Below are 14,959 nucleotides of genomic sequence, written 5' to 3'. Positions count from 1 at the left end.
ATCATGCTCTCCCGAACAGGCCGTAAGGACGCACCAGAATGACTGCCGCCATGGCGCCGTAGATCATCAGGCTGGCGCCCTGGGGCCAGAGGCTGGTCATCAGGCTTTGCACCACCCCCACCAGCAGGCCGCCCACCAGGGCGCCGCCGAACGAGCCCATGCCGCCGATCACCACCACCACGAAGGCCACCCCGAGAATCTCCGGGCCGACAAAGGGCTGGGCGCCGCGCAAGGGCGCGAACAGCACCCCGGCGATCCCGGCCAGGGCCACGCCGAGGGCGAAGGTCATGGAAAACAGGCGAAAGATATTGGTGCCCAGCAGCGACACGGTCTCGGTGCTTTCACTGCCGGCCCGCACCAGGGCACCGAAGCGCGTGCGCTCCAGCAGCAGCCACAGGCCCAGCCCCACCAGGGCCGAGAACAGGATCAGGAACAGGCGGTAGTAGGGGTAGACGAAGTCGCCGATCACCAGCACCCCGCGCAGCAGTTCCGGCACCGCCACGGCCTTGCCCACCGGGCCCCAGATCATCACGCTGGCTTCCTGGATGATCAGCGCGATGCCCAGGGTCACCAGGATCTGGAACATGTGCGGCAAGTGGTAGATGCGCTGGATCAACAGGCGCTCGATGATCCAGGCCAGGGCCGCCACCACTAGGGGCGCTAGCACCAGGGCCAGCCAGAAGTTGCCGGTCAGGCTGACGGCGGTGTAGCAGATGTAGGCGCCGAGCACGAAGAACGCGCCATGGGCGAAGTTGACGAAGTTCAGCAGGCCGAAAATGATCGTCAGGCCCACCGCGATCAGGAAGTAGATCATCCCCAGCCCGAGGCCGTTGAGGATCTGGAACAGGTACAAATTAAGCATGCAGGAACCCTCGGCAGGGAGCCCTTGGACGGAGCCCGCTGCCTGTAGCCAGCGATAGAAGTGTCGAGCGTCAGGCCAGGGCGCAGCCGGTGGTGCTGACATCCGGGAACGAGCGACCGGCGCTGAGCACTTCGGCCAGGTCGTCCTTGTCGCGCATCGTGGCGGCGGCCTTGCCCACCAGCAGGTAGTAATCCTTGATCACCTGATGGTCGCCGGCGCGGATGCTCTCCTCGCCGGTGGGGCCCTGGTAGGTCAGGCCCTGCATGGCCTTGGCCACGGTAGCGCCGTCAAAACTGCCGGTGGCGGCAATGGTGTCGAGGATGATCTTGCTGCCGATGTAGTCGGCGGCCAGCGGGTAGGTGGGGTTGATGCCGTATTTGGCCTGGGTCAGCTTCACCAGTTCGCGATTGAGCGGGGTGTCCACCTGATGCCAGTACTGCGCGCCGAGGTAGACGCCTTCCAAGACGTCGCTGCCCAGCTCCTGGAACTGGTCGAGCCCGGCGGACCACACCAGCAGCACCTTCATGCGTTCCTTGATGCCGAAGTTCACCGCCTGGCGCAGGGCGTTGGATGACTGGCTGCCGAAGTTCAACAGCACCAGCACATCAGGGCGGGCGGCGATGGCGTTGGTCAGGTAGCCGGAGAACTCCTGCTCCTGCAAGGAGTGGTAGCTGTTGCCGATGTGCTCGATGCCGTGTTCGGCACATACCTGCTTCGCCCCTTCCAGCAAGGCTTCGCCGAACACGTATTGCGGGGTGATGGTGTACCAGCGCTTGGCCTCGGGCAGCAACTTGATCAGCGGCACCATGGTTTCGCGGATGGCGCCGTAGGTTGGCACCGACCAGCGAAAGGTCGAGGCATTGCAGTCCTTGCCGGTGACCTCATCGGCGCCCACCGGGGTCATGAACACCCCGCCGACCTTGCCCACCTCCTTGGCCACCGCCAGCGCCGAAGACGACAGGGTGCAGCCCTGGAAGAACCGCGCGCCGTCCTGGGCAATCGCCTCCTGGACCCGGCGCACCGCCTTGCCGGCGTTGCCCTCGGTGTCGATCACCTTGTAGTGCAGCGGTCGCCCCAGCAGGGTCGGGTACTGCTCCACCGCCAGGCGCGAGCCCATGTCGGCGAACTTGCCGTAGCTGGCAAAGGCGCCGGACATCGACTTCAGTCCGTAGAAGGTAAAGGGTTCGGCGGCAAAGGCGTTGCGCACCCCCAGCCCGAGGCTGAGGGCACCGCTAACGGCCAGACCGGCTTTCAACAACGTACGACGCTGCATGGGGTAACTCCCTGGTTTAGTTATTGGCAGGAGTGGCAATGGCGAATCGACGTAGCAGCCTGTGTTCAGGCTTGTTATTGGCAAAGCGGTGGACGGCGGGCGCTATCGGTGGTGGTCGAACTCCAGCAGGAAGTGCTGGGTGACTTCGCCTTCCAGGGCGGTCATGTGGTGCTCGGCGTCGCACATGTGTTCGTGCATCAGCTGGCGCACTGCGCTTTCATCTTCGGCGCGCAAGGCCAGCAGCAAGCGTTTGTGGTAATCCAGGTTGGCGGCGTCGAACTGCTTGCGCTTGGGCTTGTAGGCCTTCTTCAGCACCACCAGGTCGCGCAGCAAATCGTTGAGAAACTGCGCCATGAAACTCAGCAGCGGGTTGGGGCAGGCCCGCCCCAGCAAATTGTGGAACTCCAGCTCGGCGATACGCTGCTCGCGCTGACCGGCCTCGCTGTCCTCGGGGTGGCTGCAGAAGTCGATGTTGTCCTGCAGGGCCTTGAAATCCGCCTCGCTCAAGCGCCCGATCACCGACACCGCCAGCTCCACCTCGATCACCTTGCGCAACTGATAGACCTGCTCGCCGTCCATGTGCTGGAAGTGCAGGTAGTTGCGCAGCGCGCGGCTGGCCGGCTCGGTGCCGGCCTGGTTCAGATAGGCGCCGCCGTTGGGCCCGGTGCGGGTATTGACCAGGCCTTCCACCTCCAGCGCCTTGAGCGCCTCCCGGGCCGAGCCCTTGGAGCATTGGAAGCTTTCCATCAACTCCTTCTCGGTGGGCAAGCGGTCCCCGGGGCGCAGGGCATCGGTGACGATGGAACGCTTCACCGACTCGACAATCACGTCGGAAAGCTTCTGGCGTTTGCGGCGAACGGGGCGTTTCAGCATGGGCGGCTATTTATCGTATTAATGCGGATAAATAGTAATAAATAGAGATGAGGGCGGCGCGTCAACCGCCTGAGGGAATGGGGTGTCGTTTTTGGTGTTGAGGGGTCGTAGCTGGACAACCGAGCGGCCTCCACCCCCGTCCAACCCTCACGAAACCCGCAGGAGCTGGCTTCAAGGTTTGCACAAGGCCTCAGGGCCTCTTCGCCTGCAGGCCGGTCCCTACGGAATTTTGCGCGATGCCGGACGCTTGTGTAGGAGCTGGCTTGCCAGCGAAGGCGGTCGCAAGGCTTGCACAAGGCTGCGGGCCACTTCGCCGGCAGGGCAGGACTTCCTGAGTTCGCTGTAGGGCTCAGGAGCGCGAGTGTGGATCAAGCGTGCCGCAGGTTTAATGGCCGGGCTCAGTCGAATCCGACGCTTGCGCTGTGGCGGGTTTCGCGGTCGTGCAACTGGTCGATATTGGTTTCGTAGGTGCATTGGCCGCTGCAATGGTGCTCGTAGCTGATGCCTGGCTTGAATTGCAGTTTGAAGGTGGGCATGTCGCTCTGGGGCGCCGGGGTCTGGATGGGGGTGGCCGGTAACGGGGGCTGCGGGTAGCTCAGGTCAAGGCCTTCAGCCTGGGTCGAGAAGGCTGCCGCGAGCAGTGCGCCCGGGAAAAACGCTTTGCAACTGAACATCATTGAATCCGCATTGCCATAAAAGGGTTGCCGATTATAACGAGCCAGGGGCGAAAAATTTAGCCGTAATGGCTCTGGCCCGGATGCCTCGTGGGTTTTTAGGCACCTCGGGCCTTCGTACCGTGAAACATTTGTCACGGGGCAGCGAGACGGGCTACTCCTACACTGCAAGTCACCTCCATGGTCAAGGACACTCCCCGATGCCGGCAAAATCCACCAGCAGCATCCTCGATACGGTTGAAGGCCGGCGCCTGCAGGGCAGCGACGCCGAGCTCTGGCGCCAGTGGGGGCCGTACCTGAGTGAACGGCAGTGGGGCACGGTGCGCGAGGATTACAGCGCCGATGGCGATGCCTGGAGCTACTTCCCCCACGAACATGCCCGCAGCCGTGCCTACCGCTGGGGCGAGGACGGGCTGGCCGGGTTCTCCGACAAGGCCCAGCACTGGTGCCTGGGGCTGGCGCTGTGGAATGAACACGACAGCATTCTCAAGGAGCGCCTGTTCGGCCTGAACAACGCCGAAGGCAATCATGGCGAAGACGTCAAGGAGCTGTACTTCTACCTCGACGGCGTGCCCAGTCATGCCTATATGCGCATGCTCTACAAGTACCCCCAGGCGGCCTTTCCCTATGCCGACCTGGTGGCGGAAAACGCCCGTCGCGGCCTGAACGACACCGAGTACGAGATCCTCGATACCGGGGTCTTCGAGGACAACCGCTACTTCGATGTGACGGTGGAATACGCCAAGCACACGGCCGATGACATTTTCATGCTCATCACCGTGCACAACCGCTTCCACCAGCCGGCGCGGCTGCGGGTGCTGCCCCAGGTCTGGGCGCGCAACACCTGGTGCTGGGGCGGCGACGCACCGCGGCCGAGCCTGCGCCTGGAGGGCGACAAGGTGCTGGCGCGGCATGGGCAACTGCCCGACCGACAGATCACCGCCTGGGGGGCCGAGCCCTGCCAGTGGCTGTTCTGCAACAACGACAGCAATTTCCCCAAGCTGGACGGGCTGGCGTCACCCGGGCCGTTCAAGGATGGTTTCAACGACTACCTGGTGGATGGACAGGCCAGTGCGGTGAGTTTCGATGGCGGCACCCGGGTGGCGGCGCACTTCGTCCTGGATCTGGCGGGCGGCGAGAGCAAGCGCCTGTTCCTGCGCTTTGCCCCGGCCGGTAGCGAACCGGTCAGCGCCCGCCGCCTGTTCGAGCAGCGCCGGCGCGAGGCCGATGAGTTCTACGCGGCGCTGCAGCAGGGCATAGAAAGCGCTGATGCGCGCAACGTGCAGCGTCAGGCCCTGGCCGGGCTGCTGTGGTCCAAGCAGCTGTATTACTTCGACGTCAACCAGTGGCTTGATGGTGATCCCGGGCAGCCGGCACCGCCGACGGAGCGCGAGCACCTGCGCAATACCCATTGGCGCCATCTGTCCAACTGCGACATCGTCTCCATGCCCGACACCTGGGAGTACCCCTGGTATGCCTCCTGGGACTTGGGTTTCCAGGCGGTAGCCTTTGCCCTGATCGATCCCGGCTTTGCCAAGCAGCAGTTATTGCTGCTGGTGAAGGATCGCTTCATGCATCCCAATGGCCAGCTCCCGGCCTACGAGTGGCGTTTCGACGACGCCAATCCGCCAGTGCACGCCTGGGCCTGCTGGCGGGTCTATCAGCAGGAAAAGTCCCTGACTGGCGTGGGTGACCTGGATTTTCTCGAACGCATTTTCCACAAGTTGCTGCTGAATTTTTCCTGGTGGGTCAACCGCAAGGACGCCGAGGGCCGCAACCTGTTCCAGGGCGGCTTCCTCGGCCTGGACAATATCGCCCTGTTCGATCGTTCCGCACCGTTGCCTGATGGCTTCACCCTGGATCAGGCCGACGGTACGGCCTGGGTCGCGGCCTATGCCCTGGACCTGATGCGCATCGCCCTGGAACTGGCCAAACGCAATGGCGTGTACGTGGACATCGCGGTGAAGTTCTTCGAGCACTTCCTGTATATCGCCGGGGCCATCAACCGCGTGGATGGAAGCGCCGAGGGGCTGTGGGACGAACAGGACCAGTTCTTCTACGACGTGCTGCACCGCGCTAATGGGCAGAACGAACCCCTGCGCCTGCGCTCCATCGTCGGCTTGATGCCGCTGTTCGCGGTGCAGGTGCTGGAGCAGCATGAGCACGAAAACCTGCCGGGGCTGGCCCAGCGCCTGCTGGGTTTTTTGCATCATCGTCCGGACCTGGCGAGCCTGGTGTCGCGCTGGTACGAGCCGGGCAAGGGCAACCGCATGCTCCTGGCGCTGTTGCGCGGCGAACGCACCAAGGACCTGCTCAAGCGCATGCTCGATGAAAGCGAGTTCCTCTCGGACTTCGGTATCCGCTCCCTGTCCAAGGCCTTCGAGCAGCCGTTCGCCATGCAGGTGGACGGCAAGCAGTTGTGCGCCCGCTATGAGCCGGCGGAGTCCGATTCACGGTTGTACGGCGGCAACTCCAACTGGCGCGGGCCGTTGTGGATGCCGATCAACTACATGCTGATCGAATCCCTGCGCGAGTTTCACCGCTATTACGACGTCAACTTCTCGGTGGAGTACCCGCGGGGCTCCGGGTATCTGGCGTCCCTGGAGGAGGTGGCCTACGGCTTGAGCCAGCGCCTGACGCGACTGTTTCTGCTGGACGAGGACGGGCGCAGGCCGTCCATGAGCGGCTACCCGCAGTTGCAGGTGGAGGCCGAGGACCGCGAGCTGGTGCTGTTCCATGAATACTTCCATGGCGAAACCGGGCGCGGCCTGGGGGCCAGCCACCAGACCGGCTGGACGGCGCTGGTGGCGTTGCTGTTGCAGCCACAGCGCTGAAGTTGTCACCCGGCGAGCCGGGCGACGGTTCAGGGGGGAGGCTTTGGGTCAGCCCACCAGAGCGATGTCCTGGGGTTTGGCCCAGGCTTCGGTCAGCCGCTCCGGGGTGCAGCAGGTCTTGCGCTTGTAGACGAAGTTGCTGCACTTCTCGGCGAAGCCCTTGCGGTTCTGCACCATGTCCATGTGCATCTCTTCCAGCTCGGCGTTGCGGCAGTGCTGCATCAGTTGCGGGTCGGCATCCAGCTTGCGCTGGCGCAGGTGCTGGTAGCGCGGGTCGTTGAGCACGCCGTTGGCCCGTTGCAGCAACCACAGGCCGAACTCGTCCGGGCAGCGCGGGCCGATCTCCTGCACCATGCCCATCTGCAGGGCCTGGAGTGCGCTGATGGGCAGGCAGGCTTCGGTCAGTTGCTTGGCCATGGCCTGGCCGACGGCGCGGGGCAGGCTGTAGGTCCAGTATTCGGAGCCGTACAGGCCCATGCTCTTGTAGTGGGGGTTGTACACGGTGTCGGCGCGGGCCAGGACCACGTCCGCGGCCAGGGCCAGCATCAGGCCGCCGGCGCCGGCATTGCCGGTCAGGCCGCTGACCACCAGTTGGCGGGCGGTGAGCAGTTCCAGGCAGACGTCGTCGATGGCCTGGATATTGGCCCAGGCCTCCAGGCCCGGTACTTCGGCGGCCTGGATTACGTTGAGGTGCACGCCGTTGCTGAAGGCGCCGCGGCCGCCACGCACCAGCAGCACCTGGGTGTCCCGGGCCTTGGCCCAGCGCAGGGCGCTGACCAGGCGTTGGCACTGCTCGGTGCTCATGGCGCCGTTGTAGAACTCGAAGGTCAGTTCGCCGACCTTGCCCGTTTCGCGGTAGCGGATAGGTTGGTAGGCCTCGGTGCTGAACGGGCTGTTGGCCACCGACCAGTCCAGCACCGGGACATCGGCCAGGCGCTCGCCGAGCACGTGGCGGGCGGGGCGCTTGAAGGTTTCTTCGCCAGGCTGGGGCTTCTGGCGCAGGGAGCCGATCCACAGGCTGTGATCGCCGCAGGCCACCAGCACTGCATCGTCGTGCACCGCCAGCAGTTGCCCGGGCATGCCGGTGCGTGAATCCAGGTGGGCGTCGTAGACGTAGTACTGGCCGCCGGCGAGGCTGGCCAGGACGCCGGGCTGGCCATCAGCGGCGTCGATGCTGCGCTTGATGAACTGGGCGCTGTCGTGCCAGCTGAAGGTGCGGTCGGATTGCTTCATGTTCGGTTGCAGGCGCCCGAGGACCGAGGGTTTGTCGTAGTCCAGGGGCTGGGGGGTGTAGCCGTTGCGGAATTTCTCCACCACGTCGCGGATACAGTGAATCGCCGCGTCGCTCACCAGGCCGTTGTACAGCTCGGACTTGCGCAGCCCGGCGGGCAGGTTGAATTCGTGGGTCGACCAGATCGGCCCGGCGTCCATTTCTTCCACCGCCTGCAACGCGGTGACGCCCCAGCGCTTGAGTTCCTTGCTGATGGCCCAGTCCAGGGCGCTGGCGCCACGGTCGCCGACGATACCCGGGTGGATGATCACCACCGGGCGCTTGGGATGGCTCCACAGTTGCTGGGGGACCCGGTCCTTGAGGAACGGGCAGATCACCAGGTCGGCCTCGGCCTCTTCGATCTGCCGGCAGACCTCTTCTTCGCTGGTGAACAGCACCACGCTGGGGCGGTGGCCGGCCTGGCGCAGGTCGAGCCAGGCGCGTTGGGTCAGGCCGTTGAAGGCGGTAGACAGCAGGATGATCTTCAGTGATCGCATAATGCAGACTCTTCCGTGAGTGATGGCGGTATGGCAGGTGGCTCCGGCTGAGCCGTCCCTGGCCGCGATGGAAGGCGCAAGAGTAGAGGGGCGTTGCGGGGTGGGAACTGACCGAGATCAATCAAGCGTCTCGCCTGAAATGCCAGCCGCCCAGCGGTATTGATTCAGGGCAAAGGCACGGGCCAGAGCGGTTGCGGCAGCCAGAAACGACGAATCCCGCCACAGGGGCGGGATTCGGGTACAGCCGGACCTTGCGCGGTCTTAGGCTGGGAACAGCTCGCTCAGTTTCATGGCCAGCATCATGTCGCCTTCGGCGCGCAGCTTGCCGCCCATGAAGGCTTGCATGCCGTCGGTCTCGCCGCTGACGATGCCGTCCAGGGTCTCGCCGTCCATCACCAGGGTGACCTGGGCGTCCGGGTTCTCGCCTTCCTTGAGTTCGCAGGTGCTGTCCTTGACGACCAGCGAGAAGTGCTTGGAGTCATCGATGCGGAAACCGAAAACCAGGTCCAGGCCGGCAGCGGCAGCTGGGTTGAACTTGGCTTGCATGGCTTGTACGGCGTCAGCTACGGAGGTCATGGTTCGATCCTTTTATGGGGTGGTTACAGCAAGGGTCACAGTAAGCCGGGCTCAACGGAAGGTGATGAGCTCCGGGGCCTTCAACAGTTGCAGATGGGCATGACCGTTGAAGGAAGCCAGGGACACCTCGCGACCGCGGAACTTCAGCTGGTTGAGCGAGGTGTTGACGATTTGCCAATTGAGTTCGAAAGCCTGCTGGGCGGGCATCCGGGTAATCAGGTGGAGCAGGGCGGTTATGGTGCCGCCTGAGGTGAACACGGCGATCTTCTGCTGGTTGTTGGCTGCTTCGAGAATCCGTTGCAGGCCGCCCTGGACGCGTTCGACAAAACCCAGCCAGCTTTCCAGGCCCGGCGGGTCGTAGGTGCCGGCCAGCCAGCGCTGGATGATCAGGGCGAAGATGCGCTGGAACTCACCGCGGTTCTGCGCGGCGTTGCGCAGGATGTTCAGGGCTTCGGGTTCCTGGGGCAGCAGGTCGGGCAACAGGGCGCGGATGATGGCGTCGGCATCGAATTCGTTGAAGGCGGAATCTATTTCCAGGGCCGGGCTGTCAAAGCCTGCGGCGCTCATCTGTTCCAGAGCGGCCTGGGCGGTGTGCTGCTGGCGCCGCAGATCGCCGGACAGGCAGCGATCGAAGCCGATGCCCAGCGCTGCCAGGTGCTCGCCGAGCACCGCCGCCTGGCGCACGCCAGTGGCCGACAGCACGTCGTAGTCGTCTGCACCGAAGGAGGCCTGGCCATGTCGAATCAAGTAGATGCTGCCCACGTCCGCGTCATCCCGGTACGTTGAAAGTTTTGCGAGGTTATGAGGATGCCGGTGAGCTGTCAATGAAAAAACATACGCTTGTTTGAAATGATTGTTGGAGCTTGGTTACACAAGGTTTCCCGACTGGTGGCCGACCAGTCGCGCCGGTATGCTTTAGCCCATTACGCCGCTCGTTGGCAGCGGTCCATGTTTGAGGAGTCCCTGTGGAGTTTATCGCCGAATACGCCAGTTTCCTGGCCAAGACCGTGACCCTGGTGGTCGCCATCCTGGTGGTGCTGATCACCGCCGCTGCGCTGCGCAGCAAAGGGCGGCGCAAGGGTGTGGGGCAGTTGCAGGTCAGCAAGCTGAATGATTTCTACAAGGAACTGCGCGAGCGCCTGGAGCAGAGTCTGCTGGACAAGGATCAGCTCAAGGCCCTGCGCAAGGCCAAGAGCAAGACCGAAAAGAGCCAGAAGAAGCACAAGAAACAGCCGGCCGAGGCCAAGCCCCGGGTCTTCGTGCTGGACTTCAATGGCGACATCAAGGCTTCGGCCACCGAAGGGCTGCGCCATGAAATCACTGCCCTGCTGAGCCTGGCAACGCCCAAGGATGAAGTGGTGCTGCGCCTGGAGAGCGGTGGCGGCATGGTCCACAGCTACGGGCTGGCTTCGTCGCAGCTGGCGCGTATCCGCCAGGCCGGCGTGCCGCTGACGGTGTGCATCGACAAGGTAGCGGCCAGCGGCGGCTACATGATGGCCTGCATCGGTGAAAAGATTATCAGCGCGCCGTTCGCCATCCTCGGTTCCATTGGCGTGGTGGCCCAGTTGCCCAACGTCAATCGCCTGCTGAAGAAGCACGACATCGATTTCGAAGTGCTGACCGCCGGTGAGTACAAGCGCACCTTGACGGTGTTTGGCGAAAATACCGAGAAGGGCCGGGAGAAATTCCAGGAAGACCTGGACGTCACCCATCAACTGTTCAAGAACTTCGTTTCCCGCTATCGCCCGCAACTGGCCATTGATGAAGTGGCCACTGGTGAAGTCTGGCTGGGCGTGGCGGCGCAGGAAAAACTGCTGGTGGACGAGTTGCAGACCAGTGACGAATACCTGGCGGACAAGGCCAAGAGTGCCGAGGTCTTCCACTTGCACTATGCCGAGCGCAAGAGCCTGCAGGAACGCGTAGGGCTGGCGGCCAGTGGTTCCATCGACCGCGTGTTGCTGACCTGGTGGAGCCGCCTGACCCAACAGCGGTTCTGGTAACCCCCCGGCCTCGTAGGCGCTGGCTTTGTAGGAGCTGGCTTGCCAGCGAAGGCGGTCGCAAGCTTTGCACAAGGCCCGAGGGCCTCTTCGCCGGCAAGCCGGCTCCTACAGGGAGTGCGTCGTTTACGGGCGTCTGCTGTAGGAGCTGGCTTGTAGTGGTCCAGCTTTTTTGGACCACTCTGTAGGAGCATTAGGCCGCCAGCCTTTCAAAAGCAGCGGGTGGCAGATCGTTCGAGGCGCTGTGGCAACGCCGATGGTTGTAATGAGCAATGAAATCCATCACATCCTTCTGCGCCTCAAAATGATTCTGGTAGCCATTTTCAGGCGACCAATCGTGTTTCAGTGTCCGGAAATAACGTTCCACCACTGCGTTGTCCCAGCAGTTTGCGCGTCGACTCATGCTCTGCACGATCTGCTTTTCAGCCAAGTATTCGACAAAGCGATCCGCGGTGTATTGGCAGCCCTGATCCGAGTGGAATACCAGCGCTGAACCAGGCCGACGTATACCAACAGCCAGCCGTAGCGCCTTGAGCGACAGCTCGGCATCGGCGGTCCTGGAAAAGGCCCAGCCGACGATCCGACGTGAAAACAAATCCATCACGATTGCCAGGTATAGCCAGCTTCCACCGACGCGAATGTAAGTGATGTCTCCGGCCCAAAACGTATTGGGTGATGCAGGATTAAAGCGACGATCAAGGACATTGGCTGCGGTATTGCTGGGCTTTCCGGTCCGACGATAGTGAGCGTAACGGGCTCGTCGCCTGACCAGTCCAAGGTTTTTCATCAGACGGCCCATACGATGGCGCCCAACCGCTACGCCCTGTTTTTTTGAGTTCCCTGGCAAATCCCCGGGCGCCCAGGGCTCCTCGATGCTCCCGGTGCAACTGCCGAATGGTCTTTTCCAGCCGCCGCTCGACCCCAGGTTCAGACCGAGCCACGGGCTTGGCGTAATAGCTGCTGCGAGGCACGCCCAGAAGTCGGCAGCAGTGCCGAATGGAGAGCTGTTCTTTCAAACCCTCGATCATTTGATTCGGCTGAACAGCACCTTCAGATGAGAGGGCAATTGCTTTTTTAGGACGCTATTCTCGGCTTCCAGCAAGGCGAGTCTGGCCTGCAGTGAATCAATCAGTTCCTGATCCTGAGGGCGTGTGGGTAGCAAGGCTCCTTCATGCTCCTTGCGCCATCGGGTGACCCAGCGTCGCAGGGCTGTGGGCCCAACCCCGGTTTGCTCACATGCCTTAGGCACCGAGTAATTCATTTCCACAACCAAGCGAATGGCTTCAGCCTTTTCTTCAGCGCTAACAACCCGAAATCCCATGATGCTTCCTTATGTTGAAACTCCTACAGAGTGGTCCAGGAATATTGAGCCACAACAGCTTGCTCGCGATGCTTTCGAAAGCGCCGCCTATCCCCTGCCAGTGCGCGTTATCGTTGAGGTCTTTCGCCGGCAAGCCGGCTCCTACGGTGAGAGTGGCAGGTCTGCACAAAAAAGCCCTGAACCGGTTTCCCGCTTCAGGGCTTTTTGTTGGCGCCAGGGCTTAGCGGCGACGGAACAGCGGCAGCGGTTCGTCGGTGGCGGCCTGGTAGGTCACCGAGAAGTCCTTGAGGCTTTCCAAGGCTTCGTAGGGGTCCTTGTCGGCCCGCAGTGCATAGGCGTCGAAGCCGCAGCGGTGCAGGTAGAACAGCTGGTCGCGCAACACGTCGCCAATCGCTCGCAACTCGCCCTTGTAGCCGTAGCGGTCACGCAACAGGCGAGCGTTGGAGTAGTTGCGGCCATCGGTGAAGGCTGGGAAGTTCAGGGCAATCACCTGGAACTGCTCGACGTCGTCACCGATTTCCTCGGCTTCTTCGTCCGCATCCAGCCATACACCCAGGCCGCCATCGCGGGCCTTGAGGGCGTGAGCATGCTCGCGCCACAGGGCCAGTGGCACGATCAGGTCGTCGCAGTTGGAAATGCCGTCGAGGGTCGCGTCCTTGGGCAGCAGGTGCCAGGTTTCGTCGATGACCTCGTTGTTCTTAATGATTCGCTGCATAGACGCGCTCCTTGAAGAGGTCGATGCCAATACGTTGATAGGTGTCGATGAAGCGTTCGTCTTCGGTACGTTGTTCCACGTACACATCGATCAGCTTCGAGATCACGTCGGGCATGTCGTCCTGGGCGAAGGACGGGCCGAGGATCTTGCCCAGGCTGGCGTCGCGGCTGGCGCTGCCACCCAGGGACACCTGGTAGAACTCCTCGCCTTTCTTGTCCACCCCGAGGATGCCGATATGGCCCACGTGGTGGTGGCCGCAGGCGTTCATGCAACCGGAGATGTTCAGGTCCAGTTCGCCGATGTCGAACAGGTAATCCAGGTCGTCGAAACGGCGCTGGATGGATTCGGCGATCGGGATCGACTTGGCGTTGGCCAGGGAGCAGAAGTCGCCGCCCGGGCAGCAGATGATGTCGGTCAAAAGGCCGATGTTCGGCGTGGCGAAGCCGTTCTCCCGCAACTCGCCCCACAGGGTGAACAGTTGGCTCTGCTCGACGTCGGCGAGAATGATGTTCTGCTCGTGGGAGGTGCGCAGCTGGCCGAAACTGTAACGGTCGGCCAGGTCGGCGATGGCGTCGAACTGCTTGTCGGTAACGTCTCCCGGCGCTACACCGGTGGGCTTGAGCGACAGGGTCACGGCCACGTAGCCCGGCTTCTTGTGGGCCAGGGTGTTGCGCGTGCGCCAGCGGGCAAAGCCCGGGTGCTGCTGGTCCAGGGCGGCCAGTTCGGCGTCCTGGTTGCTCAGGGTCTTGTAGTCCGGGTCGACGAAGTGCTTGGCCACGCGATGCACTTCGGCATCGGTCAGGGTGGTCTGGCCGCCACGCAGGTGGGCCATCTCGGCCTCGACCTTCTCGGCGAACACTTCAGGGGTCAGGGCCTTGACCAGGATCTTGATCCGCGCCTTGTACTTGTTGTCACGCCGGCCGTAGCGGTTGTAGACCCGCAGGATGGCGTCGAGGTAGCTCAGCAGGTCCTGCCAGGGCAGGAACTCGTTGATGAAGGCACCGACCACCGGGGTACGGCCCAGGCCGCCACCCACCAGCACGCGGAAACCCAGCTCACCGGCGGCGTTGTACACAGGCTCAAGGCCGATGTCATGGACTTCGATGGCCGCGCGGTCAGAGGTCGAGCCGTTGATGGCGATCTTGAACTTGCGCGGCAGGTAGGCAAATTCCGGGTGGAAGGTGGTCCACTGGCGGACGATCTCGCACCAGGGGCGCGGGTCGATCAGCTCGTCGGCGGCAACACCGGCGAACTGGTCGGTGGTGACGTTGCGCAGGCAGTTGCCGCTGGTCTGGATCGCGTGCATCTGCACGGTGGCCAGTTCGGCGAGGATGTCCGGGATGTCTTCCAGGGCCGGCCAGTTGAACTGCACGTTCTGCCGGGTGCTGATGTGCGCGTAGCCCTTGTCGTAGTCGCGGGCAATCTTGGCCATCATCCGCGCTTGGCGCGAGGTCAGTTGGCCGTAAGGCACGGCGACCCGCAGCATCGGGGCAAAACGTTGGATATAAAGGCCATTCTGCAGGCGCAGGGGGCGGAATTCTTCTTCGCTCAGCTCGCCTGCCAGATAGCGTCGGGTCTGATCACGGAACTGCTTGACGCGGTCCTCGATGATCCGCTGATCGTACTCGTCGTATACGTACATATAGGTCCAGTTCTCAGGCTACAGGCGGCGCTCAAGCGCACTTGGCAAATACTGCGGTGAACGGCTTCGGTACGCTGCTCGGACTGGCGTCCAGCGCGGTTTTCGCCGGTCTCACCTCGTCTTGCCTTCGTTCACGCTTCACGCCACCCATGTAAGCAAATCTGCGCGCACGGCCGCGCACTCCCAACGGAGCCGCCGAACGATACCAGTTTGCGGTTATGCGCAAAAGTGATGTTTGAGTATATGCACAGAACCAAAACGACTAACGGTAGGGGCGTGAGAGTAACCCCATTTGTGGTAGGGGCAATCCTGGTCTTAACTGTGGACGAGTCTTTGAGCAGTCACCGACAAAATCTACTAGAGGCGATGCTATGAGCCATCCAACCAAAGTAAGGAAAAGTGACAGTAGCGTTGATGCTTGGGCC

13 protein-coding genes are annotated in these 14,959 nt (G+C 62.7%); 2 read left to right on the top strand and 11 right to left on the bottom strand.

Annotation, left to right across the window (positions count from 1 at the left end; genetic code table 11):
- Position 1: 1 nt before the first annotated feature.
- The 4 genes from AC1RGE_RS08815 to AC1RGE_RS08800 all read right to left on the bottom strand — a co-directional run bounded on the left by AC1RGE_RS08815 (position 2) and on the right by AC1RGE_RS08800 (position 3,682).
- Positions 2–862, bottom strand: a complete 861-nt coding sequence (locus AC1RGE_RS08815; RefSeq protein ID WP_011061951.1) for a branched-chain amino acid ABC transporter permease — start codon at positions 860–862, stop codon at positions 2–4.
- Between the two features lie 70 nt (positions 863–932).
- Positions 933–2,135, bottom strand: a complete 1,203-nt coding sequence (locus AC1RGE_RS08810) for an ABC transporter substrate-binding protein (RefSeq protein ID WP_019094326.1) — start codon at positions 2,133–2,135, stop codon at positions 933–935.
- A gap of 102 nt (positions 2,136–2,237) precedes the next feature.
- The gene (locus tag AC1RGE_RS08805) at positions 2,238–3,008 is read right to left on the bottom strand and encodes a FadR/GntR family transcriptional regulator (protein ID WP_015636093.1); all 771 of its coding nucleotides are present in this window, start codon (positions 3,006–3,008) and stop codon (positions 2,238–2,240) included.
- A 398-nt stretch (positions 3,009–3,406) separates the two neighbouring features.
- A complete protein-coding gene (locus AC1RGE_RS08800; RefSeq protein ID WP_401153894.1) occupies positions 3,407–3,682 on the bottom strand; it encodes a hypothetical protein in 276 nt (91 codons plus the stop codon).
- 200 nt (positions 3,683–3,882) lie between these two features.
- On the opposite strand from AC1RGE_RS08800, the gene AC1RGE_RS08795 reads away from it, so the two are divergent.
- Complete coding sequence (locus AC1RGE_RS08795; RefSeq protein ID WP_492584018.1) at positions 3,883–6,516, top strand: MGH1-like glycoside hydrolase domain-containing protein; 2,634 nt, start codon at positions 3,883–3,885, stop codon at positions 6,514–6,516.
- A 48-nt stretch (positions 6,517–6,564) separates the two neighbouring features.
- On the opposite strand, the gene AC1RGE_RS08790 is transcribed toward AC1RGE_RS08795, so the two are convergent.
- The 3 genes from AC1RGE_RS08790 to AC1RGE_RS08780 all read right to left on the bottom strand — a co-directional run bounded on the left by AC1RGE_RS08790 (position 6,565) and on the right by AC1RGE_RS08780 (position 9,621).
- On the bottom strand, positions 6,565–8,283 hold the full coding sequence (locus tag AC1RGE_RS08790) for a hydrogenase maturation protein (RefSeq protein WP_492584016.1): 1,719 nt from the start codon (positions 8,281–8,283) through the stop codon (positions 6,565–6,567).
- A 261-nt stretch (positions 8,284–8,544) separates the two neighbouring features.
- Complete coding sequence (locus AC1RGE_RS08785) at positions 8,545–8,859, bottom strand: SCP2 sterol-binding domain-containing protein (RefSeq protein WP_011061945.1); 315 nt, start codon at positions 8,857–8,859, stop codon at positions 8,545–8,547.
- A 51-nt stretch (positions 8,860–8,910) separates the two neighbouring features.
- On the bottom strand, positions 8,911–9,621 hold the full coding sequence (locus AC1RGE_RS08780; RefSeq protein WP_019094330.1) for a histidine phosphatase family protein: 711 nt from the start codon (positions 9,619–9,621) through the stop codon (positions 8,911–8,913).
- A 203-nt stretch (positions 9,622–9,824) separates the two neighbouring features.
- Here AC1RGE_RS08780 and sohB point away from each other — a divergent pair, with 203 nt between their 5' ends.
- Complete coding sequence (gene sohB / locus AC1RGE_RS08775; protein ID WP_041118900.1) at positions 9,825–10,859, top strand: protease SohB; 1,035 nt, start codon at positions 9,825–9,827, stop codon at positions 10,857–10,859.
- Positions 10,860–11,049: 190 nt separating this feature from the next.
- Here sohB and AC1RGE_RS08770 read toward each other — a convergent pair whose 3' ends face one another.
- The 4 genes from AC1RGE_RS08770 to AC1RGE_RS08755 form a co-directional block, all read right to left on the bottom strand.
- Complete coding sequence (locus tag AC1RGE_RS08770) at positions 11,050–11,703, bottom strand: IS3 family transposase (protein WP_492584014.1); 654 nt, start codon at positions 11,701–11,703, stop codon at positions 11,050–11,052.
- A 177-nt stretch (positions 11,704–11,880) separates the two neighbouring features.
- Positions 11,881–12,177, bottom strand: coding sequence for a transposase (locus tag AC1RGE_RS08765; protein ID WP_492584012.1), 297 nt, complete (start codon positions 12,175–12,177; stop codon positions 11,881–11,883).
- A 220-nt stretch (positions 12,178–12,397) separates the two neighbouring features.
- The gene (locus tag AC1RGE_RS08760) at positions 12,398–12,892 is read right to left on the bottom strand and encodes a DUF934 domain-containing protein (protein WP_011061942.1); all 495 of its coding nucleotides are present in this window, start codon (positions 12,890–12,892) and stop codon (positions 12,398–12,400) included.
- On the bottom strand, positions 12,876–14,534 hold the full coding sequence (locus AC1RGE_RS08755) for a nitrite/sulfite reductase (RefSeq protein ID WP_011061941.1): 1,659 nt from the start codon (positions 14,532–14,534) through the stop codon (positions 12,876–12,878). The genes AC1RGE_RS08760 and AC1RGE_RS08755 overlap by 17 nt, the downstream gene beginning before the upstream one ends.
- Between the last annotated feature and the right edge of the window lie 425 nt (positions 14,535–14,959).

The organism is Pseudomonas sp. GW823-FHT02C05 (assembly GCF_058797595.1).
Note: the sequence above shows the minus strand (reverse complement) of the source record. Positions and strands in the feature narration are given on the sequence as shown.

What these genes read in the sequence shown, in the direction of transcription:
- AC1RGE_RS08815 (WP_011061951.1), bottom strand. Translation starts at nt 862, where the DNA reads ATGCTTAATTTGTACCTGTTCCAGATCCTCAACGGCCTCGGGCTGGGG.
- AC1RGE_RS08810 (WP_019094326.1), bottom strand. Translation starts at nt 2,135, where the DNA reads ATGCAGCGTCGTACGTTGTTGAAAGCCGGTCTGGCCGTTAGCGGTGCC.
- AC1RGE_RS08805 (WP_015636093.1), bottom strand. Translation starts at nt 3,008, where the DNA reads ATGCTGAAACGCCCCGTTCGCCGCAAACGCCAGAAGCTTTCCGACGTG.
- AC1RGE_RS08800 (WP_401153894.1), bottom strand. Translation starts at nt 3,682, where the DNA reads ATGTTCAGTTGCAAAGCGTTTTTCCCGGGCGCACTGCTCGCGGCAGCC.
- AC1RGE_RS08795 (WP_492584018.1), top strand. Translation starts at nt 3,883, where the DNA reads ATGCCGGCAAAATCCACCAGCAGCATCCTCGATACGGTTGAAGGCCGG.
- AC1RGE_RS08790 (WP_492584016.1), bottom strand. Translation starts at nt 8,283, where the DNA reads ATGCGATCACTGAAGATCATCCTGCTGTCTACCGCCTTCAACGGCCTG.
- AC1RGE_RS08785 (WP_011061945.1), bottom strand. Translation starts at nt 8,859, where the DNA reads ATGACCTCCGTAGCTGACGCCGTACAAGCCATGCAAGCCAAGTTCAAC.
- AC1RGE_RS08765 (WP_492584012.1), bottom strand. Translation starts at nt 12,177, where the DNA reads ATGGGATTTCGGGTTGTTAGCGCTGAAGAAAAGGCTGAAGCCATTCGC.
- AC1RGE_RS08760 (WP_011061942.1), bottom strand. Translation starts at nt 12,892, where the DNA reads ATGCAGCGAATCATTAAGAACAACGAGGTCATCGACGAAACCTGGCAC.
- AC1RGE_RS08755 (WP_011061941.1), bottom strand. Translation starts at nt 14,534, where the DNA reads ATGTACGTATACGACGAGTACGATCAGCGGATCATCGAGGACCGCGTC.